General features: G+C 73.4%; 21 protein-coding genes and 1 pseudogene. 4 read left to right on the top strand and 18 right to left on the bottom strand.

Features of this window, described 5'->3' with window-relative positions:
- Nucleotides 1-146: 146 nt before the first annotated feature.
- The 11 genes and pseudogenes from BMZ50_RS17130 to BMZ50_RS17080 all read right to left on the bottom strand — a co-directional run bounded on the left by BMZ50_RS17130 (nt 147) and on the right by BMZ50_RS17080 (nt 9,253).
- Complete coding sequence (locus tag BMZ50_RS17130) at nt 147-1,004, bottom strand: class III extradiol dioxygenase subunit beta (RefSeq protein WP_091327056.1); 858 nt, start codon at nt 1,002-1,004, stop codon at nt 147-149.
- A complete protein-coding gene (ligA, locus tag BMZ50_RS17125; protein ID WP_091327053.1) occupies nt 997-1,356 on the bottom strand; it encodes a protocatechuate 4,5-dioxygenase subunit alpha in 360 nt (119 codons plus the stop codon). The genes BMZ50_RS17130 and ligA overlap by 8 nt, the downstream gene beginning before the upstream one ends.
- Nucleotides 1,343-1,525 (bottom strand): hypothetical protein, encoded by a 183-nt coding sequence (locus BMZ50_RS17120; protein ID WP_091327050.1) that lies wholly within the window; start codon nt 1,523-1,525, stop codon nt 1,343-1,345. The genes ligA and BMZ50_RS17120 overlap by 14 nt, the downstream gene beginning before the upstream one ends.
- The gene (locus tag BMZ50_RS17115) at nt 1,522-1,800 is read right to left on the bottom strand and encodes a muconolactone Delta-isomerase family protein (RefSeq protein ID WP_091327047.1); all 279 of its coding nucleotides are present in this window, start codon (nt 1,798-1,800) and stop codon (nt 1,522-1,524) included. The genes BMZ50_RS17120 and BMZ50_RS17115 overlap by 4 nt, the downstream gene beginning before the upstream one ends.
- Before the next feature lie 35 nt (nt 1,801-1,835).
- Complete coding sequence (locus BMZ50_RS17110; RefSeq protein WP_091327043.1) at nt 1,836-2,540, bottom strand: alpha/beta fold hydrolase; 705 nt, start codon at nt 2,538-2,540, stop codon at nt 1,836-1,838.
- Entirely contained in the window at nt 2,537-3,622 is a 1,086-nt protein-coding gene (locus BMZ50_RS17105) for an aromatic ring-hydroxylating oxygenase subunit alpha (protein ID WP_091327040.1), read from the bottom strand. The genes BMZ50_RS17110 and BMZ50_RS17105 overlap by 4 nt, the downstream gene beginning before the upstream one ends.
- A gap of 32 nt (nt 3,623-3,654) precedes the next feature.
- The gene (locus tag BMZ50_RS17100; RefSeq protein WP_245753691.1) at nt 3,655-4,353 is read right to left on the bottom strand and encodes a 4-carboxy-4-hydroxy-2-oxoadipate aldolase/oxaloacetate decarboxylase; all 699 of its coding nucleotides are present in this window, start codon (nt 4,351-4,353) and stop codon (nt 3,655-3,657) included.
- Nucleotides 4,350-5,075: a PIG-L deacetylase family protein gene (locus BMZ50_RS17095; protein ID WP_091327034.1), complete on the bottom strand. Its 726-nt coding sequence runs from the start codon at nt 5,073-5,075 to the stop codon at nt 4,350-4,352. Before BMZ50_RS17095 ends, BMZ50_RS17100 begins: the two co-directional genes overlap by 4 nt.
- A gap of 33 nt (nt 5,076-5,108) precedes the next feature.
- Nucleotides 5,109-6,104, bottom strand: a pseudogene (locus tag BMZ50_RS17090) (PDR/VanB family oxidoreductase); the annotation flags it as partial.
- A 240-nt stretch (nt 6,105-6,344) separates the two neighbouring features.
- Nucleotides 6,345-7,544, bottom strand: coding sequence for a methyl acetate hydrolase AcmB (gene acmB / locus BMZ50_RS17085; protein WP_091327026.1), 1,200 nt, complete (start codon nt 7,542-7,544; stop codon nt 6,345-6,347).
- 62 nt (nt 7,545-7,606) lie between these two features.
- Complete coding sequence (locus tag BMZ50_RS17080) at nt 7,607-9,253, bottom strand: flavin-containing monooxygenase (protein ID WP_091327024.1); 1,647 nt, start codon at nt 9,251-9,253, stop codon at nt 7,607-7,609.
- A gap of 214 nt (nt 9,254-9,467) precedes the next feature.
- Between BMZ50_RS17080 and BMZ50_RS17075 the strand changes: the two genes are divergently transcribed.
- Nucleotides 9,468-11,219, top strand: coding sequence for a sigma-54-dependent Fis family transcriptional regulator (locus BMZ50_RS17075; RefSeq protein WP_091327252.1), 1,752 nt, complete (start codon nt 9,468-9,470; stop codon nt 11,217-11,219).
- Nucleotides 11,220-11,224: 5 nt separating this feature from the next.
- On the opposite strand, the gene BMZ50_RS17070 is transcribed toward BMZ50_RS17075, so the two are convergent.
- From BMZ50_RS17070 to mdlC, 4 genes are all read right to left on the bottom strand, one after another.
- The gene (locus BMZ50_RS17070; protein ID WP_091327021.1) at nt 11,225-11,902 is read right to left on the bottom strand and encodes a response regulator transcription factor; all 678 of its coding nucleotides are present in this window, start codon (nt 11,900-11,902) and stop codon (nt 11,225-11,227) included.
- Nucleotides 11,899-13,479, bottom strand: coding sequence for a PAS domain-containing sensor histidine kinase (locus tag BMZ50_RS17065; protein ID WP_218146315.1), 1,581 nt, complete (start codon nt 13,477-13,479; stop codon nt 11,899-11,901). The genes BMZ50_RS17070 and BMZ50_RS17065 overlap by 4 nt, the downstream gene beginning before the upstream one ends.
- Nucleotides 13,480-13,646: 167 nt before the next feature.
- A complete protein-coding gene (locus BMZ50_RS17060) occupies nt 13,647-14,987 on the bottom strand; it encodes an MFS transporter (protein ID WP_091327018.1) in 1,341 nt (446 codons plus the stop codon).
- A gap of 199 nt (nt 14,988-15,186) precedes the next feature.
- Nucleotides 15,187-16,788 carry a benzoylformate decarboxylase gene (gene mdlC / locus BMZ50_RS17055; protein WP_218146314.1) on the bottom strand — a complete coding sequence of 534 codons (1,602 nt, stop codon included), beginning with the start codon at nt 16,786-16,788 and terminating at the stop codon, nt 15,187-15,189.
- Nucleotides 16,789-17,005: 217 nt separating this feature from the next.
- Here mdlC and BMZ50_RS17050 point away from each other — a divergent pair, with 217 nt between their 5' ends.
- From BMZ50_RS17050 to BMZ50_RS17040, 3 genes are all read left to right on the top strand, one after another.
- On the top strand, nt 17,006-18,469 hold the full coding sequence (locus BMZ50_RS17050) for an aldehyde dehydrogenase family protein (protein WP_091327011.1): 1,464 nt from the start codon (nt 17,006-17,008) through the stop codon (nt 18,467-18,469).
- Nucleotides 18,470-18,612: 143 nt separating this feature from the next.
- Entirely contained in the window at nt 18,613-19,836 is a 1,224-nt protein-coding gene (gene fdhA / locus BMZ50_RS17045) for a formaldehyde dehydrogenase, glutathione-independent (RefSeq protein WP_091327009.1), read from the top strand.
- Between the two features lie 113 nt (nt 19,837-19,949).
- Nucleotides 19,950-21,341, top strand: a complete 1,392-nt coding sequence (locus BMZ50_RS17040; protein ID WP_091327004.1) for an MFS transporter — start codon at nt 19,950-19,952, stop codon at nt 21,339-21,341.
- On the opposite strand, the gene ilvD is transcribed toward BMZ50_RS17040, so the two are convergent.
- Genes ilvD through BMZ50_RS17025 form a run of 3 tightly spaced genes read right to left on the bottom strand, consistent with a single transcriptional unit; the run spans nt 21,290 to nt 25,475 of the window.
- Nucleotides 21,290-22,957: a dihydroxy-acid dehydratase gene (ilvD, locus tag BMZ50_RS17035; protein ID WP_218146313.1), complete on the bottom strand. Its 1,668-nt coding sequence runs from the start codon at nt 22,955-22,957 to the stop codon at nt 21,290-21,292. The two genes, BMZ50_RS17040 and ilvD, sit on opposite strands and share 52 nt — an antisense overlap.
- A complete protein-coding gene (locus BMZ50_RS17030; protein WP_091327001.1) occupies nt 22,954-24,297 on the bottom strand; it encodes an FAD-dependent oxidoreductase in 1,344 nt (447 codons plus the stop codon). The genes ilvD and BMZ50_RS17030 overlap by 4 nt, the downstream gene beginning before the upstream one ends.
- Nucleotides 24,294-25,475 carry a hypothetical protein gene (locus BMZ50_RS17025; protein ID WP_177212850.1) on the bottom strand — a complete coding sequence of 394 codons (1,182 nt, stop codon included), beginning with the start codon at nt 25,473-25,475 and terminating at the stop codon, nt 24,294-24,296. Before BMZ50_RS17025 ends, BMZ50_RS17030 begins: the two co-directional genes overlap by 4 nt.
- Nucleotides 25,476-25,538 lie beyond the last annotated feature (63 nt).

The following is a 25,538-nucleotide window of genomic DNA, read 5'->3' as shown; positions in this document are numbered from 1 at the left end:
GAACGGGCCGGCGTCGACTGGTAGCCCGGGACGACGGACGGGCCGTGCCGCCCCGGAGCAGGGGTGGCACGGCCCGTCGGTCCCGCACGGCCCGTCCAGGGCACCACCGCGAGCGTGCGAGCGGTGGGGAGGACGGGGTCCTTGGCTCAGGCCGGCTCCGGCTCCCGGTTGTCGAACAGCGCGATCGCCGCCGCGGTGTTCGACGCGGGGACGAAGTAGTGCGAGTGGACCTTCGTCACCTGGTCGTTCATGGCCCCGCGCATGATCAGCCACATGATCATCTCGATGCCCTCGGACCCCGCCTCGCGGATGTAGTCCTCGCGGGAGAGCGCGGTCAGCTTCGCCGGGTCCTTCTCGATCGCCTCGAGGAACATGGCGTCGAAGTCGGGGTTGATGAAGCCCGCCCGGGCCCCGGCCAGCTGGTGGGACATGCCGCCGGTGCCGAGGATCGCCACCTTGACGTCCTCGGGGTAGGCGGCGATGGCCCGGCCGAGCGCCTGGCCGAGTGCGTAGCACCGGGCCGCCGTGGGCTGCGGGTACTGGATGACGTTGACCAGCAGCGGGATCACCGGGCAGGGCCAGGCCTCGCCCGGGTCCGGCGTCCACACCGACAGCGGCACGGTGAACCCGTGGTCGACGTCGAGCTCCTGGAAGACGGTGAGGTCGAAGCCCTCGTCGACCAGCTGCTCGAGCAGGTGCAGCGACAGGTCCGGGTCACCGACGACGTCCGGCACCGGGCGCTTGCCGAAGCCCTCGTCGGCCACCTGGTACCGCTCGGCGGTACCGATCCCGAAGGTCGGCACGATGTCGAGGTCGATGCCGTTGGCGTGGTCGTTGTAGATGACGATCGCGACGTCGGGCTTGTGCTCGGCGAGCCACGCCCGCGCCGGGGCGTACCCGTCGAAGAGGCCCTTCCAGTTCGGGTCCTCGGTCTTGCCGCGGTCCATCGCCGCCCCGATCGAGGGGACGTGCGAGGTCGCCAGGCCCCAGATCACCTCAGCCATCCCGCCGTCCTCCCGCTCGCATCGCAGCCACGAACTCCTCCTCGGTCATGCCGCTGAACACGCCACCGAGGTACTGCATCGACCGGCCGTCCATCATCGCCAGCTTGTAGACGTAGAAGATGCTGCCGCCGAGGTCGATCATCGCCTGCCAGTCCCGGTCGAGGATGGCCCGCTTCTGCTCGGGGGCGAGCCCGAACTCGTCGCAGTAGCCGGCCTCGTCGGCCAGGAAGCGTTCCCGGTTCTGCGCGTACCGCAGGCTCATGAACAGCTTGTTCATCCGGAAGCCCCGGCGGCTGGTCTGCCCGTCGAACACCGGCGTGCCCGGCAGGTCGAACCGGCTATCGGTCGTCATCGGAGGCGCTCCCGTCTGCCGGGCCGGCGTGCTCGTGCTCGTCCAGCCACTCCCACATCAACCGCGGGTGCGGGCTCGTCCAGGTCCGGCCGCACCAGCAGGTACCGAGCATCTCACCGTCGTACTGGCGGAACGTGATGCGCAGCTGGCGCCCGGTCGAAGCGGTCACGCCTTCTCCTGCGGGTGCTGGGCCAGCGCCTCGACCTGCACGTCCAGCCACGGGAACATGGCCAGCGAGGACAGGGCGTCGTGCAGCGCCGCCGCGTCGGGAGCCTCGTAGAGGCCGATGGTCGCGTTGCGGCCGGGCACCCGCCAGAGGCGCTTGAGGATGCCCTCCGCGCGCAGCTCCATGGCCCGGGCTCGCTCGGCGGCCCGCAGCTCCTCCCGCCGCTCCGCCGGGGTGTCGACGGGCAGCCGGTTCTCGGCGCGGACGAGAAACTCCACGGTGGTCTCCTGGTCTGTGAGGTGGGAGAGGTGCGTCAGCGGGCGAACTGGAGCAGGACGTCGGCCAGCGCCTTCGGCGCGGTGACCATGGCCTCGTGCCCGGTGTCGAGCTCGTGCACCGGCCAGCCGCGCTCCCGCGCCCGGTCGGCCTGGGCCTGGAAGACCCGCATCCAGGTCACGCACTCGACGAAGGCCGCCGGCACCGAGTCGACGGCGCCGGTGAGGTCCAGCCGGTCGAGGTAGGTCTTCCACGGGTGCGGGGTCAGCTTGGGCGTCAGCCAGTCGACGTCGGCCTGCTCGGTCACGCCCAGCACCGACAGCTTCCGCACCGGCACCAGCCAGCCGAAGCCCTGCTCGGCCGCGGACTCCGCCCAGTGGTGCTCGACCTGCTCGGGCAGCAGGTCGCGGGCGGCCTCGCCGTCGGCGCCGACGAAGGCGTCCAGGTAGACCCGCTGGGCGATCGCCCCGGGCCGCCGGTCGGCGACCGCGGTGACGATCTGCCCGGCGTAGCTGTGCCCCACCAGGACGACGTCGCGCAGCCCGAAGGTGTCGATCAGCCGGACGACGTCCTCGACGTGGGTGTCCAGCCCCACCAGCGGGGAGAGCAGGTGCGACCGCTCGGACAGCCCGGTGAGGGTCGGCGCGTGGACCTCGTGGCCGGCCGCGCGCAGCAGCGGGGCGACGCGGTCCCAGCACCAGCCCCCGTGCCAGGCCCCGTGGACCAGGACGAAGGTGCTCACGCCTGGCCCGCCGGCTCCGGGGTGGCGGCCGGCCGGACCGGACGCGGGCGGGCGGTCACCTCGCCGCGGGCGGCGGCCTCGGCCTTGGCCATCTTCTCCAGCAGGCGGCGGCCGCGGATGCCGGCGACGTCGGAGCGGATCGAGGACTCGATCATCCCCGGGTCGGTCGCCACCATCAGCTCCTGGATCTCCAGGGCGTCGACGTCCTCCTTCATGACCGCCAGCTGCTGCTTGAGCTGGAACTCCGAGAGCTCGGCGTCGTCGATCTTGTAGTCCCGGCCCAGGGCGAAGAAGTCGTGGGTCGTGGTCTCGGTCGCCGGGGTCATCCCGTAGATGACCTTCATGTGGAAGCCCTCGGGCTCCTCGGTGCCGGTCGGGGCGATCCGGATGTTGAGGATGAAGATGCCCGGCGCGTAGAAGTCGCCGTCCTGCCAGCGGTCGATGTTGGTGGTGACGCCCATCGAGGACTTGTAGAACGGCGGGGCCTCGATGTCGATCATGTGCCGGACGAAGGACACCTTGTTGCCCTCACCGATCACGTCGATCGGGGTGGCGGCGACCGCGGCGTTGCCGATCGACGACGGGTGCAGGAACGTCTCGTGGGTCAGGTCGAGCAGGTTCTCCACCAGCAGCACCTGGCGGGCCTTCAGGCCGACCGAGCCGTGCACGTGGGTCCAGTTCTCGTCGACCAGCCAGGACACGTCCGGGATGTCGTCCGGGTTGGCCTGCTCCGGGTCACCGGGCCAGATCCACACGATGCCGTAGCGCTCGACCGCCGGGAACCGGTGCACCTGGGCGCCCTTGGGCGTGTCCGGCTGCTCGGCCACGCCGACGCAGGCGCCGGAGCCGTCGATCTGGTAGCCGTGGTAGTTGCAGGTGATGACGTCGCCGTCGAGCAGCCCGAGCGACAGCGGGTAGCGGCGGTGCGGGCAGCGGTCCTCGATCGCGTTCACGCTGCCGTCGGACAGCCGGTAGAAGCACACCGGGCGCCCGCAGATCCAGCGCTGCATCAGCGTCCGGCCGACCTCGTCGGCCCAGGCGCCGATGTACCAGCCGTTCATGACGATGGGGTTGGCTGCCATCGCGGACTCCTTGACTCGGGGTTCGTGGGGATTCAGGCGGGGTCGGGCGTCTCGTCGACGTAGGTCACGCCGAGCCGCTCGAGGGTGGGGCGCAGGCCGTAGAGGTCCAGGCCGAGCACGCCGGCCTGGAACTGCTCGCGCTTGGCCTGCTCGTTGGCCTCGCGGGCCTGGGCGGCGGCGGCGACCGCGGGGGCGTCCTCCAGCGGCACGATCAGCACGCCGTCGTCGTCGGCCACGACCACGTCGCCGGGCCGGCAGTAGGCGCCGCCGATGACGACCGGCACGTTGACCGAGCCGGGGGTGGCCTTGACCGTGCCCTGCGCGGAGACCGCGCGCGACCACGCCGGGAAGCGCATCGCGGTCAGCTCGGAGACGTCGCGCACCCCGGCGTCCATGACCAGGCCCAGCACGCCGCGGGCGGCCAGCTGGGTGGCGAACAGCTCGCCGAACATGCCATCGGTGGACGGCGAGGTGGTGGTGACGACCAGGACGTCGCCGGGGCCGCACTGCTCGATGCAGGCGTGGATCATCAGGTTGTCGCCGGGCTGGCTGAGCACGGTGACCGCCCGGCCGGCGATCCGCGCCCCGGGGTAGATCGGGCGCAGCACGGGGTGGGTCAGCCCGCGGCGGCCCATGGCCTCGTGCGCGGTGGCGACGCCGGCCTTGCCGAGCACCGCGACCGCGTCGGGGTCGGGGCGCCGGCTGGTGCGGACGATGACGTGCTTGCTCACCACAGCTGGTCCCCCACGGTCGGGTAGGTGCGCTGGTAGGCCTCGGCGTGGGTGACGCCCGCGGGTGCTCCGTTTCGCACCGCCTGCACGCCGCGGCGCAGGCCGAGCTCGGTGTAGTACTGCAGCAGGTGGCCCTGCGCGCCGCTCATGCACTGCATCGCCTTGGTCTTGCGGTCGAACACCGGCGTGATGTCGAGCAGCAGCTCCGGCGTGAACCCGCAGACCTCGGGCTGGTGCGGCTCGAACTGCAGCACCTGGGCCGCGCCGATCGGCGTCGTCGACCGGTCGTGGCCGTGCGCCTGCGCGACCATCCGGGTGAGCAGCGTGGTCTCGTGCGCCAGGTTGTGGTCCCGGTTGTACGGGTCGTTGGCCACGTGGGTGAGCAGCACGTCGGGCTGCCGCTCGCGCATGATCGACACGATCCGGTCCTGCGTGGCCTCGTCCACCCGCAGCGGGTAGTCGCCGAGGTCGAGGAACTCGATGCTGGCGCCGAGCACGTCGGCGGCGGCGGAGGACTGCTCGCGGCGGGTCTGCTTGACCTTCTCCAGGGTCATGCCCTCCTGCTTCCACAGGCCCTGGGACTCACCGCGCTCGCCGAAGCTGAGGCAGACCACGTGCACGGCCGAGCCGCGCGAGGCGGACAGGGCGATCGCCCCGCCGGCACGCCACACGAAGTCGGCGGCGTGCGCGCTGATCACCAGCACGGAGGGTCTGTCGGTCATCGCGGTGGTCTCCCAGGAGTGGTCGAGGGTGGGTCAGAGGTCGAGGACGAGACGAGGGCCGCGGCAGCGGGACACGCAGATCATCATCGTGTCGTTGGCGGCCTTCTCCTCGTCGGTGAGGATGACGTCGCGGTGGTCGACCTCGCCCTCCAGGACGGTGGTCTCGCAGGTGCCGCAGGTCCCCTCGGTGCAGGAGGAGAGCACCGGTACGCCGGCGTTCTCGACCGCCTCGAGGACGCTGAGCTCCGGGGGCACCTCGAGGGTCAGCCCGGACTGCTCGAGGACCACCTCGAAGGTGCTGTCCTCGCCGTCGGTGACCCGCGGGGCGGCGGTGAAGCGCTCGACGTGCAGGGCGCCGGGGCCCCAGGGGCGGCAGCTGTCCTCCACCGCGTCCAGCAGCGGGGCCGGGCCGCAGCAGTAGACCAGGGTGTCGGCGGCCGGCGTCCCCAGGACGGCGGCCAGGGGCAGCAGACCGACCTCGTCCTGCGGGTGCAGGTGCACGCGGTCGCCGTGGGGGGCCAGCTCGGCGAGGAAGGCCATCGAGGCGCGGGTGCGGCCGCCGTAGTGCAGCTCCCACTCGGCGCCGGCCGCCACCGCGGCCCGGATCATCGGCAGCAGGGGGGTGATGCCGATGCCGCCGGCGACGAAGACGTAGCGGGCCGCCGGCAGCAGCGGGAAGTTGTTGCGCGGGCCGCGCACCCGGAGGGTGTCGCCCACGGCGAGCTCGTCGGCGATCCAGGCGGACCCGCCGCGGCCGTCGGCCTCCCGCAGGACACCGATCCGCCAGGCGCCGGTGTCGGCCGGGTCGCCGCACAGCGAGTACTGCCGGGTGAGCCCGTTGGGCAGCTCGACGTCGATGTGCGCGCCGGGCGTCCAGGCGGGCAGCCGCTCCCCCGAGGGGAGCGCCAGGTCCAGGCCGACGACCCCGTCGGCCTCCTGGCGTCGGGCTGCCACCACCACCTCGGCGGTGAAGTCCGACGACGTCCGGCTGGGCGCGGATGTCTCGAAGACGCTGGACGTCACGCGCGGGCCTCCCTGGTTGTGCGCGGTGCGGGCGGGTGTCCGCACTCACGTCCACGGTAGGAAGCCGGCCGGGTTCCGGGATCGGCGCGATGTCAGCTCTGTGACGACCGTTACGACGCCGCCTGGCTACGTCATGCGTCGTAGGCGCGCGGGTCGGGGGACGTCGGTCCGGGCAGCGCCGACCGCCGGGACGGCCCGGTCGGGACCACCCCGGCGGTCATGGCGCCGCTCACCAGCGCTCGGCGGTCACCCCGCGAGCGATGCGTACAGGGCCGTCTCGAACTCCAGGTACCCGCCGAAGGAGGTGGCGTCCCCGAACGGCAGGACCTGCGTGGCCCAGAAGCCGCCGTACCCGTTGGCCCGGTCGATCCAGTAGAAGAGGTTGGCCAGGCCGGCCCAGCCGAGGGCGCCGGCGGGCCGACCGGTCGGTGCCTGCTCGTCGTTGACCATGAACGGGAGGGACCACGACTTCGACACCCCGGGGAAGAACTCCGCGTCGTTGGACAGCGACGGGATCACCCCGGGGAGCATCGTCACCTTGAGGTCCCCGAGGTGGTTCCGCACGGCCATCGCCACCGTCTCCGGCTGCAGGACGACGCCGCCCTCCCCCCGGCCGTCGTTGAGCCACATCCGGATGAAGCGCATGTAGTCACCGACCGTGCCGTAGAGGCCGTGGCCGCCCATGTGGACCTCGGGCGTCGAGGTCAGCTCGAAGTCGTCCATCGGTGTGAGCGACCCGTCGGCGCCCCGCGCGTGCATCGTCGCCAGGCGCGTCCGGAGCCGGTCGTCGAGCACGAACGTCGTGTCCGAGATCCCGAGGGGCTCGAAGATGCGGGCCGCGAAGACGTCCCCGAGGCGCTCGCCGGTGATGCCCTCCACCACCTGGCCGGCCCAGTCGATGTTGCTGCCGTACTCCCACCGCTCGCCGGGGTCGAACAGCAGCGGGGTCTGCAGGCAGGCCCTGGTCGCGGTGATGACGCTGGGCTGCCCGTGCTCGGTGGCCAGCCGGTTGTAGTGCTCGTTGAAGAAGTCGTAACCGAACCCGCCGGTGTGCGTCAGCAGATGCCGTGTCGTGAGCTCCCGCCTGGGATCGCGCAACCGCGGTGAGCCGTCGGCGTCGAAGCCGTCGAGCACCTTGAGCTCGCCGAGCTCGGGGACGTAGGTCCGGGCGGGAGCGTCCAGGTCGAGCCGTCCCTCCTCGACGAGCTGGAGCGCCGCCGTCGCGGTGACGGCCTTGGTGGTCGAGAACAGGGCGAAGACGCTGTCGGGGGTCATGGCGTCGTCCCCCCCGAGGCGGCGCGTCCCGGCCGCTCCCTCGTAGACCGTCCCCTCCCTGTCGGTGACCATGGCGACGACCCCGGCGACCGGGGCGTCGGCCCGGACGGCACGGTCGAGCACGGCGTCGGCCGCCTGCGTGAACGTCTGCGTCTGCTTCGTCTGCGTCATTGCAGTCCTCCCAGCGGGTGGTGGGGCGGTGCGCCGGGAGCCCCGGCGCACCGCAGGGGGTGTCAGCGGATCTCGAAGCCCTCGTAGCCGGCGGCGGCCACCGCGTCGCACTTCTCCCGGTAGGTGCCGACGCCGCCGGTGTAGGACAGCACGCGCCGCGGCTTGCCCGGGACGTTCGAGCCGACGTACCAGGACGACGTCCGGGAGATCAGGTTGGCGGCGGCCGTCTCGTCGTGGTGGGCCACCCACGCGTCCTCGCCGTCCTTCGTCGGCTCGATGACGGTGCTCCCCCGGGTCCGCAGGTGGCTGATGCAGTCGCTGATCCACTCGGTCTGCTGCTGCAGGCAGGTCGTCATGTTGCACAGCGCGGCCGACGGCGCCAGCGGGACAGCGGTCGTGAGCAGGTTCGGGTAGCCGTGCACCATCAGGCCCATCGTGGTGCGGATGTCCCGGCCCCAGTCGTCCGTGAGGGACCGGCCGCCCCGACCGCGGATGTCGATGCGGGTCAGCGCACCGGTGCCGGCGTCGAAGCCGGTCGCCAGGATGATCACGTCGAGCTCGTGGACGGTGCCGTCGCGCAGCACGAGCCCCTCGGGGACGACGCGCGTGATCGGGTTGTCGCGGACGCCGACCAGCTCGACGTTCGGGCGGTGGTAGACCTCCAGGTAGTCGGTCTCCAGCGGCACCCGGTGGGTGCCGAACCCGTAGTCGGTGGGGATCAGCACGTCGCACAGGTGCGGGTCGTGGCGCAGCCGCGCGCGCATCTTCTCCCGGACGAACTCCGAGACCTCCTCGTTGACCGCCTCGTCGAAGAACATCTCGGCGAACGAGGCGAGCCACAGCTTGAGCGAGCCGTTGTCGTAGATCTCCTCGAGCAGCTCGCGCCGCTGCTCGGGGGTGAGGTCGGCGTAGGAGTGCTCGAAGTCGTACTCGAAGCCGGTGAACGTGTGCGGGACGGTGGCACGCAGCTCGGGAAAGCGCGCCTTGTAGGCGGCCACGTCCTCCGGCCCGAAGCGCGGGTTCTTCATCGGCAGGGCGTACTGCGGCGTCCGGGCGAACACGGTCAGGTGCCCGACCTGGTCGGCGATGGTCTGGATCACCTGGATGCCGGTCGCGCCGATGCCGACGACGCCGACCCGCTGGCCCTCGAGCCGCACGCCGTCGGCCGGATAGCGCGAGGTGTGCACGATCGTGCCCCGGAAGTCGGCCTGCCCGGGGAAGAGGTCGACCAGCGGCGCCGAGAGCATGCCGGCGCAGGTGACGAGGAACTGGGTGTCGATCGTCTCGCCGCGGTCGGTCTGCACGACCCACCGCTCCCGCTCCTCGTCGAACCGGGCGCTGGTGACCGTGGTGGAGAACTGGATGTCGCGGCGCAGGTCGAGCCGGTCGGCGACGTAGTGCATCCACCGCTCGATCTCGGGCTGGTCGGGGAACCGCTGGCTCCAGCTCCAGCCGGTGTAGAGGTCCTCGTCGAAGAGGTACTGGTAGATGTGGGACTCGGAGTCGAACCTCGCCCCGGGGTAGCGGTTCCAGTACCAGGTCCCGCCCACGTCGCCGGCCGCGTCGTAGGCACGCACCCGCAGGCCCTGCTCGCGCAACTGGTGGAGCTGGTAGAGGCCGGCCACCCCGGCGCCGATGATCAGGGCGTCGAGTTCGCGGGTCGTGGAGCCGCCGTCGACCTCGGCCGCCGCTGCTGCCTGGACTGTCATCCGATGCCCTACCCTTCGTGTGTCCTGGATCACGATTCGCGGACACATCGTCGGTGCCGTCCCGGCTGTCGGGCCGTCCCAGATTGGGACAGTCGCAGCTCGGCACCGGCTGATGGGCCCGCGGCGGGTGACGGACGGCCACCGACGTCGGTGCGCCCCGCTGGTGAACCCCCTCGCCCGGCATCGCCGGGTGGTGGACCTCCCGGAGGTGTCCATGCACCTGGGTCAGGACGACCGGCTGCGCATGGTGGCGGCCCGGGCCGGGTTCCTCGAGCACGGAGCAGCCGGCGCGGCCGGCGTCCGGAACGTCGTGGCCGCCTCCTGGCGGCGCAGCCAGGAAGCCGGCGTCGACGCCGACGAGTACCGGATCACCTACCACGAGGACGTCGACCTCGACTCCCGGCTCGTCCGGTGTGCCCGGCCGGTGATCGACCGGCTGGCCGAGGAGATGGTCGACGTCCCGGTCGCCATCGCGCTGTCCGACGCGCAGGCGCGCATCGTGCACCGGCTGGACTGCTCGTCGTCCGTCGGCCGGCCGCTCGACCGGGTGGACTTCACCGCCGGGTTCGACTTCGGCGAGGGAGGCGTCGGAACCAACGGGATCGGGACGGTGTTCGAGGCCGGCTCGCCGGTCAGCGTCGTCGGCGCGGAGCACTTCACCGAGGCCCTGGTGACGTTCGCGTGCACCGGCGCGCCGGTCGTCGATCCGGTGACCGGTCGGGTGGAGGGGGTCCTGGACGTCAGCTCGCTGGCCGAGAACTGGACACCCCTGATGCAGGCGCTGGTCCGGCGCGCCGCCGCCGACATCGGCCAGAACCTGCTGCAGGACCGCAGCCAGGCCACGCAGGCCCTCTTCGAGACGTTCGTCAAGGCCGACTCCCGCCCACGGCAGGCGGTCATGGCGGTGGGCGACTCGCTCATGGTGAACCGGCGGGCCCAGCAGCTGTTCACCCCCGCCGAGCAGTTCGCGATCCACCAGCACGCGCTGCTCCTCATGAGCGGGCGAGACCGGGGGGCGGAGTCGTTCACGCTCGCCCCCGGTCGCAGCGTCCGGTTGCGCGCGACCCGCATCGTCGTCGGCGAGGAGGTCACGGGCATCGTCCTGCTGCTGGACGAGGAGCCCCCTCCCCAGCAGCCCGCCGTCCGGGTGCAGCGGGTGGACGGCACCGCCGGCCGGTCACCGGCGTGGACGACCGCGTGCTCGCAGATCGCCGCCGCCCTCGACCGGGGCGAGCACCTGCTCGTCATGGGCGAGCCGGGCACGGGCAAGCGCACCCTCGTCGCGGAGCTGTTCGGCCGGGCTCACCCGGCGGGGCGCCTGGTGGCGGGCGAGGCGGACCAGGTCGTGCGCGACGCCGCAGCCCTGCTCGCCGTTGCCCCGAGCGGTCCCGCCCTCGTCGTCCTGGGCGGGATCGACCGGCTCGGTGCCGACGGCGTCGACCGCCTCCGCGCGTTCCTCGCGTCCCTCGACCGCGGCCGGCACATCGTCGCGGCGACGGTGAGCGAGGCGAACATCGGTGCGGACCTGCCGTTCCAGGCGGTGCTCGGCCTCTTCGAGCAGGCGGTGACGCTGCCGCCGCTGCGCTTCCGCACCGACGACCTCCCGCTGGTCGTCGCCCGCATCCTCGCCGAGCTCGCCCCCGACCGCCGGGTGCGGCTCCATCCGGAGACCAGCCGGCTGATCGGCCGCTACTCGTGGCCGCGCAACGTCACCCAGCTGCGCGAGGCGCTGCGTCACGCGCTGCTCAAGCGTCCCGTGGGCGAGATCCAGCCCGCGGACCTACCGGGGTACTGCCGCACGGCCGGGACCCGCACGCTCACCCCGATCGAGGCGGTGGAGCGCGACGCGATCGTCCGGGCCCTGCAGCAGTGCGGAGGCAACCGGGTGCACGCGGCCGCCGCGCTCGGGCTGGCGCGCAGCTCCCTCTACCGGAAGATCAGGACGTACGCGATCACCGACGCGTGACGCCGTCAGGCCGGTGGCGCGATGAGTCCCTCGCGGATCGCGAGCAGCGCGGCCTGGGTGCGGGAGGACAGCTGCAGCTTGCTGAGCACGTTGCTCACGTGGGTCCGGGCGGTGCGCTCGCTGATCACCAGGCGGTCGGCGATGTCCCGGTTGGAGTGCCCCTGCGCGACCAGCGCGAGGATCTCCCGCTCGCGCGCGGTCAGGGAGGTCAGCCCGGCCTGGGGGGCGGCCATGCGCCGGGCGAGCTGGCGGGCGACGGCGGAGTCCAGGTGGACCTCGCCGGCGGCGGCCGCGCTGATCGCGGTGGCCACCTCCGCGGGGTCGGCGTCCTTGAGCACGTATCCGGCCGCGCCGGCGGCCAGGGCCGCGTGCACCCGCTCGACCTCGCCGAAGCTGGTGAGGATGACGACCTTGATCTCCGGGTGGGTGCGGGCGATGACCCCGGTGGCCGCCACGCCGTCCATCCGTGGCATCTGCAGGTCCATCAGGACGACGTCGGGCATCGGCTGCCCGGTGGTGTGCCACTGGTGCAGCAGGTCGACCGCCTGCTGGCCGTCGCCGGCCTCCCCCAGCACCTCCAGCGACGGGATGCTGGCCACGTAGGCCTGCACCCCGCGCCGGACGATCGCGTGGTCGTCCACCAGCAGCACCCGGATGACCCCGGTCGCCGGTTCGCCGTTCATCGACCGGTCCTCCTCTCCGTGCCGCGCCCACCGCCGGGCGCGGGCAGCACGACCTCCACCCGCCAGCCGCCGAACGGCCGCGGGCCGGCCCGCAGCCGGCCGCCCCAGCGCTCGGCCCGCTCCCGCATCGACACCAGCCCGAGGCTGCCCTGGGACGCCCCGCGGCGGGGCGCCGGGTCGGTCCCGGGGTCCCCGCCGCAGCCGTTGTCGACGACCTCCACCTGCAGCCCGCCGCCGTGGGCCGGCCGCGCGATGCGGACGTCCACCTCGGTGGCCCGGGCGTGCTTGACGACGTTGTGCAGCGCCTCCTGGACGATCCGGTAGAGGTCCTCCTGCACGTCGACGTCGACGTCGAGCTCCAGGTCGTCGGGCGCCTGCACCTCGACGACCAGCCGGGTGCGCGCTTCGACGCCGGCGGCGTGCGCGCGGACGGCCTCGACCAGGCCGTTCTCGGCGAGGTCGAGCGGGCGCAGCTCGAACACCAGCCCGCGCAGGTCGGCCAGGGCCGTGGCGGCGAGGCTGCTGAGCTCCTCGGCGCCGCTGCGCACCCGGGCGGGGTCGGGGTCCGGCGCGTCCAGCTGCGCGCGCAGCGCCTCGGCCTGCATCCGCATGGAGAACACCTGCTGGACCACCGAGTCGTGCAGGTCGCGGGCCAGCCGGCGGCGCTCGTCGGACTGCGCCCGCGAGCGGGTCTGGGCCAGCAGCGCGGCAGTGTCGATGGCGACCGCGGCGTGGTCGGCCATCGCCTCGAGGAAGGCCAGCGAGCCGGGCCCCGGGTCCTCGCCGGGCGCGTAGTAGGCGTTGATGATGCCCAGCGTCCGCCCGCGCACGACCAGCGGCATGGAGACGAAGCTGTCCCAGTCGGGCGCGTCCATGATCGCGTGCAGCGGCGCCCACAGCGGGTCGGCCATGATCACCGGCTTGCGGTGCAGGCTGACGATCGCCTCGCGCCGCTCGAGGGCCTCCATGAAGAGCACCCGGGCCCCCAGCCGGCGGCAGGCGCTCAGCCGCTCGGCGAAGTCGGAGGTGTCGCCGAAGCCGGCCATCCCGAGGAGGCGCAGCTCCTCCTGGGGGTCGTCGAGGGTGAGGATCTGCACCGCGGCGATGGAGGCGGTCATCGCGATCTCGCGTGCCACCGCGTCGAGGGTGGCGCGCAGCGAGTAGGCGTCGGCCACGCTGGAGGCGGCCCGGGTGATCGCGGTCAGCCGCTCCTGCTGGCGCACGGTGCCGGTGACGTCGCTGAACCAGACCGCCCAGCGGCCGGGCTCCACGAGCAGCGTGCGGTACTCGAGATAGCGGCGGCTGCCGCCGGGCGCCGCCCAGACCACCCGCCGCCGGTCGGGCAGGTCGGGGTCGCCGGCCGAGAGCTCGAAGGGCACCGCCGTCCCCAGCAGGTCGACCGCCGGGGAACCGAGGATCTGCGCCGCGCCCGCATTCAGCGCGCGCAGACGGCCCTGCAGGCTGCCGGGCCGGCCGTCGACGACCGCCAGCCCGTCGGCGGAGACCGCCAGCAGAGCGCGGAGCACCGGGTCCTCGCCCGTCCCCGGCGGCCACGCCGCACCGGCGGGAGCCTCCACCTCGCTGCGCACTCCTCGTCCCGTCCCGGTCGCCGGCGTCGGGTCTCCTGCCGAGCCGACTGCGGACACGCACGCTACTCCCCGTATCCGGCGGGGAGCCGGGGAACGAAGGCGCGCCGGCCGGGACCGTGCGGTCCCGGCCGGCGCGCCGTGGTGGTGACCGGCGGTCAGCCGGCCGAGGACACCGCGGTGTCCCGGCGGCCGGCGTCGACCGCGGTCGGCGCGGCAGGGACCGTCCGGATGCCGAGGGCGGCCAGCAGGCTGACCAGCGACAGCGCGGTGACGTACAGCGCGATCGGCGTGGAGGACTCGTAGGCGCCGTAGAGCGAGGTGGCCGCGATCGGCGTGACCGCGCCGCCGATCATGCCGCCGAGCTGGTAGGCGATCGAGATGCCGCTGTAGCGCACCTTCACGTCGAACAGCTCGGTGAACAGGCCACCCTGCGCGCCGGCCATGACGCCCTGCACGAAGGCGGCGACGACGAACGCCAGCAGCGCCGCGCCGGTGTCACCGGTGTTGACCAGGCCGAACATCGGCAGCGGCCAGATCACCGCGGTCAGGGCGCCGAACGCGAAGACCTTCTTGGAGCCGAACCGGTCGGAGAGGAGGGCGGCCAGCACGATCGTGGCGATCCACACCGCGGTGGAGGTGAGGATGAGGGTGAGCAGCGTGGTCCGCTCGAACCCGATGACCGTCGTCCCGTAGGTGAGCATGTAGACGATCACCGTGTAGCCCACCGCCGGCGGCGCGATGGAGGCCAGGCTGCCCAGGATCAGCTGGCGCGGCTGGCGCTTGACCAGCTCGGCGACCGGGACCTTGCTGACCTCGCGCTGCTCCTTGACCTGCTGGAACTCGGGGGCGTCCTCCAGCTTGCTGCGCACCAGGAAGCCGACGAAGACCAGGACGATGCTCACCAGGAACGGGACGCGCCAGCCCCAGGACAGGAAGGCGTCGTTGTCCATGGCGGAGACCGCGAGGAAGGCGAGGTTGGAGGTCAGCACGCCGACCGGGACGCCGAACTGGGCGAAGCTGCCGTAGACCGCGCGGCGGCGGGGGGTGGCGTGCTCGGTGGCGATGAGCACCGCGCCGCCCCACTCACCGCCGACGCCGAAGCCCTGGACCAGCCGGAGGACCACCAGCAGCAGGGGCGCGCCGATGCCGATCGCGTCGTAGGTCGGCAGCAGGCCGATGAGGAACGTCGCGCCGCCGGTGAGCAGCAGGGTGAGGACCAGCATCGACTTGCGGCCGATGCGGTCGCCGTAGTGGCCGATGACCGCGGCGCCCAGGGGCCGGGCGATGAACCCGACGGCGAAGGTCGCGAACGCGGCCAGGGTGCCGGCGACCGACGAGAAGCCGGGGAAGAAGGCGGTGCCGAACACCAGGGCGGCGGCGGTGCCGAAGATGTAGTAGTCGTACCACTCGATCGCGGTACCGACGAAGCTGGCCGCGAAGATGCCCTTCTTCGACGGCCCCGCCTTGGCGGGTGCGGTGGTGCTGGGTGTTGCCACGGGTGGAGGTCTCCTCTGGACGGCAGTGTGCAGCGGGTGTCGGCGGTCTCGTGACGCCGGTTACACCACTTCGGTGTATAGAAGCCGGTTTCGATCCGGAAGTCGCGCGCCCCGCGACCCGCCTGCGTCGCGTCGGGCCGGCCGCAGCGGCTACGTCATCCGTCGCACCGGCACCGGCCGCCCGTGTCGACCGTCGAGGTCAGCCCAGCGGGCGCGTCTCCGCGGTGATCGGCACCTCGATCAGCCGGGGCCCGTCGAGCTTGCCGACGCCCGCCAGCTCGTCGGCCAGCTCGTCGGCCGAGGCCACCTGGCGGGCGGGCAGCCCGTAGCCCTCGGCGATCGCCACCGCGTCCAGGCCGGGCAGGTCCAGCCCCGGCACCCCGGCGACGCCGAGCTGGCCGACGAAGCCCGACAGCGCCCCGTAGGTGCCGTTGCGCAGCACGACGAAGGTCACCGGGAGCCGGTGCTGCACCGCCGTCCACACCCCCTGGACGCCGTACTGGAAGGCGCCGTCGCCGAGCACCGCGACCACCGGCCGGGACGGGTCGGCCAGCGCCACCCCGACCGCGGCCGGCAGTCCGAAGCCCAGCCCGCCCGCGGCCGGGAAGAACAGGCTGCGCGGGCGGGCAAGGTCCAGGTGCTGCCAGAACTGGGTGGTGTTGGACGTGGACTCGTTGACCAGCCGGGCCCCCTCCGGCAGGGCCCGGGCCAGCTCGGCGAAGACCGCGTCGGCCCGGAAGGGCGCGCCCTGGGGCGCCGCCGCGTCCGCCCGCTGCGGGGCCGGGCGGGCCGGCCGCGGGGGCAGGTCGCCGAGCGCGTCGAGCAGCTGCCCGGCGACGGTCCCGACGTCGGCGACGACGGCGTCCCCGAACGCGGCCCGGGCCGCGGTGCCCGGGTCGCTGCCCACGGCGACCAGCGCGGTGCCGGGCGGCAGCCAGGGGCCGGGCCGGTAGGCGTGGTAGCGGAAGACCGGTGCGCCGAGCACCAGCACCAGGTCGTGCCCGGTCAGGTGCTCGCCGACCCCGGCGATGCTCGGCGGCAGCACCCCCTGCCAGAGCGGGTGGCGGGTCGGGAACGGGCAGCGCGGCGGGGTCGGCGCGGTCCAGACCGCCGCCTGCAGCCGCTCGGCCAGGGCGACCACGAGCGGGAGGGCGCGCTCGTCGTCCGCCTCCGGGCCGACCACCAGGGCCGGGTTCCGGGCCCCGGCCAGCCGCCGGGCCAGCTCGTCGAGCAGGTCGGCGGGCAGGGCGCCGGCGGCGCGCACCCGCCGGCCACCGAGGTGGGCCACCTCGACGTCGTCGACCGGCTGGGCCCAGTCGTCCAGCGGCAGGGAGACGAACACCGGCCCGGCCGGCGGCAGCGTGGCCAGGTGGAAGGCCTCCGACAGCGCCCGCGGGACGTCCTGGGCGCGGGCGGGCTCGAAGGACCACTTGACCTGCGGCTCGGGCACCCGGGTCATCGCCGGCTCGGCGAGCACCGAGCCCAGGCCGACCATCGGGCGGGCCTGCTGGCCGGCGGTGACCACCAGCGGCGTGCCCGAGGCCCGGGTGTTGGCCAGGTTGCCCATCGCGTTGCCCAGACCGGCGGCCGAGTGCAGGTTGACCAGCGCGGGCCGGCCGGTGGCCTGGGCGTACCCGTCGGCCATCGCGACCACGGCGCCCTCGTGCAGGCCGAGCACGTAGCGGAAGTCGGCCGGGAACCCGTTGAGGAACGGCAGCTCGTTGGAGCCGGGGTTGCCGAAGACGGTGGTCAGCCCCCACGAGCGGAGCAGGTCGTAGGTGGTCTCCCGGACGGTGGGCACGGCTTCCTCCTGGGGTGGCACGGGTGGTGGTGATGGTCGCGACGCCCACCGACCCTGCCATCTACGTCGGATGTCGCGCTCCGGCCCTCCGGAACGCCCGTCCCGGTTCCGGTCGGATGGCCCGGGCGGGGTCGGGCCGTTCGACATACCGTGACGGCGCGCACACCCGCGGGCCGCTCCCGGCGGCCCGGTGCCACGACCCCTGAGGAAGCAATTGATGGTGTCCCTGGACCAGCTGCCGGAGATCCGGACCGAGCTGTTCATCGACGGCGAGACCGTGGGCGCCGACGACGCCCTGCAGGTGATCGACCCGGCCGACGGCCGCTCGATCGTGGGCTACGCCGCCGCCGCGACGGCCAAGCAGGCGGAGGCCGCGGTCGCCGCCGCGCACCGGGCGTTCCCGGCATGGGCCGCCCGCACCCCGCAGGAGCGGGCGGCGCTGATCACCGCGGCCCTGGCCCCGCTGGAGGCCGACCGGAACGCCACCGCCGAGATCCTCACCCGGGAGAACGGCAAGATCCGCATGGAGTCCTTCATCGACTCCATCGTGTTCGCCCACCGCTGCGGCCTGGCCACCGGCCTGGCCGAGCAGGTCGGGCACACGACCACGCTGCCGGCGCCGCCGTACCGGACGACGGTCTCGTACCTGCCGCTGGGCGTGGTCACGATCATCGTGCCGTTCAACTGGCCGCTGGCGATCCTGGGTGCCGCGCTGCCCTACGCCCTGGTCGCCGGCAACACCGTCGTGGTCAAGCCGCCGCCCAGCACGCCGCTGGCCACGACCCGCACCGTGCAGAAGGTCGCCGAGCTGCTCCCGCCGGGCGTGCTCAACGTGGTGACCGGTGCCGACGCGGAGATCGGCTCGGCGCTGATCTCCGACGACCGCGTGAAGAAGGTCTGCTTCACCGGCAGCGTCGGCGGCGGCCAGCGCATCATGTCGATGGCGTCGCAGTCGCTGACCCGGGTCGCGCTCGAGCTGGGCGGCAACGACCCGGCGCTGATCCTGGCCGACGCCGACCTGTCCGGTGACGCGATGCAGCGGCTGTTCAGCGGCACCTTCGACTCCACCGGCCAGATCTGCATGGCGACCAAGCGGCTGTACGTGCACCGGTCCCGCTACGAGGAGGTCGTCGAGGGGCTGTCCGGCATCGCCGCGGCCCAGCGGCTGGGCCACGGCCTCGACGAGGGCGTGACCATGGGCCCGCTGCACCAGGCCCGGCAGAAGGAGTACGTGCTCGAGCTGCTGGCCCAGGCGCGCGAGTCCGGCGCCGAGGTCCGCGAGTTCGGCGAGGCCGCCCCCGGCGCCGACCTCTCCGCCGGCAACTTCCTGCGGCCGAGCCTGGTGCTCGACCCCGCCGACGACGCCCGCGTGGTGGTCGAGGAGCAGTTCGGTCCGACCCTGCCGATCCTGCCGTTCGACGACGAGGACGACGCCGTGGCCCGGGCCAACGACACCTGGTCGGGTCTGTGCTCCTCGGTGTGGACGGCGGACCTCGACCGCGCCGCCGCGGTCGCGGCCCGGCTGCGCACCGGGTACACCTTCGTGAATGCCCACGGCGCCGCCCACCTCGACGAGCGCGCGCCGTTCGGCGGTTTCAACCACAGCGGCATGGGCCGGGAGATGGGCGTCGAGGGTCTCCGCGAGTTCATGGACACCCACGCGGTCGGCTTCCCCGCCTGAGAGCGGACCCGACGACCCGGCGGGCTGACGGCCACCGCGGCCGGCGGCCCGCCGGGTCTTCTGTGTCCGGGCCTCCCCCGGGCAGGCACCTCCCGGTATCGCAAGACGACAGGCACCACCGACAGACGAGGAGTTCAGCACCCATGGCGAACAACCGCGGCGTGACCTACCAGGGTCCCGGCAAGGTCGAGGTGACCGACCTGGACTACCCCGGGCTCGTCCTGCGCGACGGCCCCGGCGTCCACCCCGACAACGTCGGCCGGGAGTGCCCGCACGGCGTCGTCCTCAAGGTCCTCACCACCAACATCTGCGGCAGCGACCAGCACATGGTCCGCGGCCGCACGACCGCCCCCGAGGGGCTCGTGCTCGGCCACGAGATCCTCGGCGAGGTCGTGGAGACCGGCCCCGGCGTCGAGTTCATCAAGGTCGGCGACGTCTGCTCGGTGCCGTTCAACATCTCCTGCGGCCGCTGCCGCAACTGCAAGGAGGGGAAGACCGGCATCTGCCTGAACGTCAACCCCGACCGCCCCGGCTCGGCCTACGGCTACGTCGACATGGGCGGCTGGCAGGGCGGCCAGGCCGAGTACGTGATGGTCCCCTACGCGGACTGGAACCTGCTGCCCTTCCCCGACCGCGACCAGGCCCTGGAGAAGATCCTGGACCTGACGATGCTGTCGGACATCTTCCCCACCGGCTACCACGGCGCATACACCGCCGGCGTCACCACCGGCTCCACCGTCTACATCGCCGGCGCCGGTCCGGTCGGCCTGGCTGCGGCGGTCTCCGCGCAGCTGCTCGGCGCCGCCGTGGTCATCGTCGGTGACCTCAACGAGGAGCGGCTGGCCCGGGCCCGCTCCTTCGGCTGCGAGACCGTCGACGTCTCGAAGGGTGACCCGAAGGACCAGATCGCGCAGATCCTCGGCGTGCCCGAGGTGGACGCGGCCGTCGACGCTGTCGGCTTCGAGGCCCGCGGGCACGGCGCGGGGGCGGCGAAGGAGGCGCCGGCGACGGTGCTCAACTCGCTCATGGAGGTCACCGCGGCCGGCGGCTCGATCGGCATCCCCGGCCTGTACGTCACCGGCGACCCCGGCGGCATCGACGAGGCGGCCAAGGTCGGCGCGCTGTCGCTGTCCCTGGGCACCGGCTGGGCCAAGTCGATCTCCTTCACCACCGGCCAGTGCCCGGTCATGCGCTACAACCGGCAGCTGATGATGGCGATCCTGCACGACCGGGTGCAGATCGCCGACGCGGTCGGCGCGACCGTCATCAGCCTGGACGAGGCGCCGACCGGGTACGCCGAGTTCGACTCGGGCGTGGCCAAGAAGTACGTCATCGACCCGCACAACGTGACCGGGAAGGCCGCCTGATCAGCAAGCCCGTCGACAGCGTCGATGACCCGGCCACCGGCGTGGCCGGGTCATCGACGGCTGTCCGGACCCGCCGCGAGGCGGCGCGGCGGTCCCCGGGCGTCCTCGTCCCGGTGCTGATCCTCGTGGCCACCGTGGTCGCGGTGACCAGCAGCGTCGGCGCACCGCTGATCCCGGCCGTCGCCGACCTGCACGACGTGCCGCTGCACGTGGCCCAGTGGTCGCTCACCATGCCGCTGCTCGTCGGGGCAGTGGCCACCCCTGTCCTCGGCCGGCTCGGTGACGGGTCGCACCGCCGGGCCGTCGCGCTCACCGCCCTGGGCCTGGTCGTGCTCGGGGGCGTTCTCACCGCGCTGCCGCTGCCGCTGGGGTGGTTCCTCGCCGGACGGGGGCTGCAGGGGTTCGGCCTCGGGCTCATGCCGCTGCTCGTCGCCACCGCCCGCGACGCTCTACCCGCCCCCCGTTCCCGGCGCGCGATCGCCGCCCTGTCGATCACCGTCGTCTCGGGCGTCGGCCTCGGATACCCGATCGCCGGGGCCATTGCCACCTACGGCGGGGCGACCGCCGCGTTCTGGACGGCGACGGCGATCTGTGCCGGAGCGCTCGTCGCCGCCGCCCTCGTGCTGCCGCCGGCCTCCCCCAACCCGCCCCGCCGGTTCGACCTGCCCGGCGCCCTGCTGCTCGGGGTCGGCCTGGCCGGTGCGCTGATCACCCTGAGCGAGGGTGAGGGCTGGGGCTGGACGTCACCCCGGGTGCTGCTGCTGAGCGCGGCCTCGCTCCTGCTGCTGGGCACCTGGGTGGTCGTGGCGCTGCGGACCCGCGCCCCGCTCATCGACCTGCGGCTGGCCCGCGGGCGGCTGCCGGCGTCGGGCCACGTCTCGGTGCTGCTGGTCAGCCTGGCCAACTACCTCCTGCTCGGTTCGGTGCCGATCCTGGCCCAGACGCCCGAGGACAGCGGCTACGGCTTCGGCGCCTCGGGGATGGTCGCCGGCCTGCTGCTGCTGCCGTTCTCCCTGGCCGGCATGCTCGCCGGCCCCCTCTCCCGCCGACTGGGCGAGCGCGTCCGCCCCCGGGTGGTGCTGTCGATCGGCGCGCTGCTGATGGCCGGCGCCCAGGCACTGTTCGCCCTCGATCGAGCCGATCTGTGGGCCTTGCTCGTCGTCACGGCGGTCGCCGGCCTCGGGGTGAGCACCGTGTTCGCCGCGGCCGCAGGGCTTGTCGTCTCCGCCGTCCCGCCCCGGGAGACCGGCAGCGCCATGGCCCTCAACCAGGTACTGCGCTACGCCGGCTTCGCGGTGGGCAGCGCCTCGACCGCGACCGTCCTGGCCGTGATGACGCCGGCCGGCGGGGACCTGCCGGGCGGCGGCGCGTACACGGTCATCGGGCTCATCGGCAGCGGCACCTGCGTGCTCGCGGCGCTGGTGGCCTGGCTCCTCGCCGGCCAGGCGGCGGCTCAGCCGCCCAGCGTGGCCCCGCGGGCCAGCGGCGACACCGTCCGCGCGTAGACCGACAGCCACCCGCAGCCGCGCGGCGCGGACAGGGGTGGCTGCTCCGCCCGCCGGCGCGCCAGCTCCGCCTCGGGCACCTCGAGCTCGAGGGTGCGGGCGTCGACGTCGACCGTGATCCGGTCGCCGTTCCGCACCAGGCCGATCGGACCGCCGACGGCTCCCTCCGGGCTGACCTCGGCCACGACCAGCCCCTTGTTGACCAGGCCGGACATCTGCCCGTCGGTCACCACGACGACCTGGTCACCGAGACCGGCCCCGTCGAGGGCGAAGACGAACGCCGAGGTCAGCGCCATGCCGGGGGAGCCGCGCAGGCCGAGCCCGCTGAGCACGACGACGTCCCCGGCACTCACCTCGCCGTTGCGGATGCCGGCCAGCCCCTCCTCCCGGGAGGAGTAGACCGTCGCCGGCCCGGAGAACCGGTGCACGCCGTCGTCGGCGACGGTCCGCTTGCACACGGCCCCCTCGGGCGCCAGCGAGCCGCGGACGACGGTGATGCCGGGGTGCCGCGCCAGCGGGTCGTCGACCGGCCGGATCGTCTCCGCGTCGGCGACCACGGCGCCGCCGAGGACCTCCCCCATCGTCGCCCCCGCCACGGTCGGGGAGGCCAGGTCGAGCAAGGACCGCAGCTGGTACAGCAGGGCCTGCGCCCCACCGGCCGCCTCGAACTCGTCGATCCGCCGCTCCCCGTTGGGCTTGACGCCGGTCAGCAGCGGAACCTGCGGCGCCAGCTCCTCGAACAGCGCGAGGACGTCGACGTCGCACCCGGCCTCCACGGCGATCGCCTGCAGGTGCTTGATGCAGTTCACCGAGCCGCTGATCGCCAGCACCGCGGTCACCGCGTTGCGGAAGGCGCCCTCGGTGAGGATCTGCCGCGGCCGCAGGTCCTCGGCCACCAGCTCGACGATCCGCCGCCCGGCGCGCTCGACGTCGGCCCACATGCGCGGGCTGTTGGCCAGCACCGGCGTGCTGCCGGGGAGGGCCATCCCCAGCGCCTCGGTGGCGATGTGCATGGAGTTGGCGGTGCCCATGCCGGCGCACACGCCCGGGCCGCTGACGGCCACCGACGCCATCTCGGCGAGCTCCTCGACCGTCATCGCACCGGTCGCGACGTGGCCGGCGTACAGGAAGACGTCCTCGAAGTCGACGTGCTCCCCCCGGTAGACGCCCGAGGGCTGGTAGCCGCAGCCGACGACGATCGTCGGGATGTCCAGCCGGCCGGCGGCCATCAGCTGACCCGGCGTCGTCTTGTCACAGGAGGCGAGGCAGACCATCCCGTCGAGCAGCGCGCCCTCCACCGCGACCTCGATGTCGTTGGCGATGAGGTCGCGGCTGGGGAGGATGTACTGGCCGGCGCGGCCGGCGCTGGTGATCGCGTCGCTGGGCGCGGCGGTCCGCACCTCGAACGGAACGCCCCCGGCCGCGCGGATCGCCGCCATCAGCGGAGGCACCACCCCGTCGAGGTGGCTGAAGCAGCTCGCCAGCCCCGACGAGCTGTTGACGATCGCGATCTTGGGCTTCTCCATGTCCTCGTCGGAGAGGCCCAGCGCGGTCCACTGCGCCCGGCGCATGGCCCACGGCGTGCTGCCGGGGGCGAAGTTGCTGCGCAGGCTCACCGGTCGCCTCCCGTCCCGAGATTGGCGCCGGCCTGCTCCAGGCGCCGTTGCAGTTCGTCCACGGGCACGTCGCGCACGGCGACCCCGCCGGCGATCGCCAGGTCGGCTGCCGTTCCCACCGCCTCCCCCATGGCGAAGCAGGGCCCGGTCACCCGGGCCGACGACTGCCCGCCCTGCGTCATGGAGGCGCACCGGCCGGCCACGAACAGGTTGTCGACCTGCTGGGGCACGAGCATCCGGTAGGGCAGCTGGTTGAACCCGCGCGGATCGCGCTGCCAGCGGAACTCGACGGTGCCCGCGACGTGCGCCTCGACCGGCCAGCCGTTGACGCCGATCGTGTCCGGGAAGTCGGCGCAGTCGAGGACGTCGTCCTCGGTGAGCCGGTACGCGCCGTACACCCGGCGGGTCTCCCGGATGCCGATCTGCGGGGCGATGTCGACGATGTAGGAGTTCTCGAAGCCCGGCGTCCGGTTCTTGATGAAGTCGAACGCGTCGAAGACCTGCCGGCGCCCCTGCAGCTCGCCACGGGTCAGCTGGTCGACATCGGTGCCGTCGACCGCGGTGCCGTCGGGATTGGCCAGCTGGGTGAGGTTCGCCCGCCACTCCAGCGGGTTGCGCTGCGGCCGGACGATCGGCTTCTTGCGCGGGAACCGGTGGGTGCCGGCGGCCTCGGCCTCTCCCATCAGCCGTTCCACGGTCCGCCACGGCGTCTCGCCGGCCGCGGCGACGTCGACGGCGTTGATGCGGAACATCAGCGAGGGGAAGAGCAGCTGCGGGGCCCGCTCGAAGGGCACGCCTGCCCAGGCCGCGACATCGGCGTCCCCGGAGGCGTCGACGATGACCCGGCCGCGGATCGCGGCGCGCCCGGACTTGGACTCGACGAGCACCGCCTCGATCGTCGCGTCGTCGGCCATGACCACGCCGACGGCCATCGCGTGGAACAGCAGGCGGGCGCCGGAGGCGACCACCATCTCGTCGGCCGCCAGCTTGTAGCTGGAGATGTCGAAGGCCTGGGCCAGGATGCCGTCGTTGATCGTCAGGTGCGGCTCGTTGAGGCCGTCGAGCTTGGTCAGCCGCTCGAGCAGCTCGTCGGCGAGGCCACGGATCACCCGCCGGTGCTCGCCGTGGACCTTGGCGTGCAGTCCGCAGAAGGTCGACAGGCCCCCCATGGTCCCTGCGCCGCCGAGGAAGCCGTACCGCTCGACCAGGATCGTCGAGCGGCCGGCGCGCGCTGCTGCGGTCGCCGCCATGAGGCCGGCCGGGCCGCCGCCGATGACGACGACGTCGAACTCGCCGTAGACGGGGGTGTTGCGCGCGGGTTCGACGACGGTCGCGGTCATCGGGGTCCTTCCGGGGAGATGGGCGTCGGGCGGTCCTCGACCTTCGCGGTCGCAGGGGGGCCGCCGCGGGGGCCGAACGTCTCGGCCACCGCCGAGACCCCGGCGTTGTTGGCGCCGGCCACGGCGATGAGCAGGGCCTCGGGCGAGTTGAGGACCGGGACGACGTCCCGCCCGGTCTCCGTGGCGGTGTCGGGCACCGCGTCGGGGTGGCCGGCCGGCACCCGCCAGCGGGTGTGCCGGGAGACCGCGTCCTTGCCGACCTCGGCCAGCCGGGCCCGGGAATTGACCGCCTGCTCGTACACGAACCGCCGGACGTCGTCCTTCGACCAGCCCGCCCGCGCGAAGACCCCGGCGTGCTCGGGGCCGAGGATCAGGCAGCCACTGATCGTCTCGTGCACCAGCGCGCCGGTGCGGGCCAGCGTTCCAGCGAGATCGCGGCCCAGCTGCTCGGGGTCGGTGGTGTGCCGGGCCTCGACGTGGATGACCGAGCGCACCAGCATCGAGGTCACCGCACTGTCCCCGGGGGCCAATCCGGCGTCCGCGTGCAGCGGCGCCCAGGGGCTGTCCTCCTCGTTCTCGGCGATGCAGCACGTGTACTTCGCCGGCGTGCCCTGGGTGGCCTGGTCCAGCTGGTGCGGGTGCAGCCCGAACGCGTTGAGCGCCGTGAGCCGGATCGCCCGTCCGATCGTGGCGTTGGCCCGGAAGCCCGAGCCGAAGACGTTGCCGCGGCTGTTGAGCCCGATCTGCTGCCGCACCGGACCGTTGACCAGCAGCAGCGGGGCGGTGCCGGTCGTGCTCTGCCAGATGCCCTTGCCCGCGTAGCCCTCCAGCGTCAGCGCGTCCCAGGCGGCGAGCACGACCGGGAAGTACTCCGGCAGGCACCCAGCCATCGCCGCGTTGACGGCGGCGGTGCGCACGGTGCAGCTGCGGTTGAGGTGCGGCATCCGGAAGACGATGTCCTCGGGGGCACGGGCGGTCCGCGCGAGGAACTCGGCGAGAGAGGACTCGGTCACCGGCATCACCGGGAGCCCGTCCGTCCACTCCTGCCGCGCGTAGTACTCCATGACCTGCCGCAGCACCTCGATGTCGACCATCGGGCGGCCGGCAGCGTCGGTCGCCCCCACCGCCGGCGGGGCGGCGTCCGGGGCCGGCGCCCGGGTCTCCAGCTGACTGCTCATGTGCGTCCTCCTGCCGGACACGCGGCGCGGGGCCACGGATCGGATGGGGCGGCTGCGCGGCTC

Origin of the sequence: Geodermatophilus ruber, assembly GCF_900114385.1 — a bacterium.
In the GTDB taxonomy this organism is placed as follows: domain Bacteria; phylum Actinomycetota; class Actinomycetes; order Mycobacteriales; family Geodermatophilaceae; genus Geodermatophilus; species Geodermatophilus ruber.
Note: the sequence above shows the minus strand (reverse complement) of the source record. Positions and strands in the feature narration are given on the sequence as shown.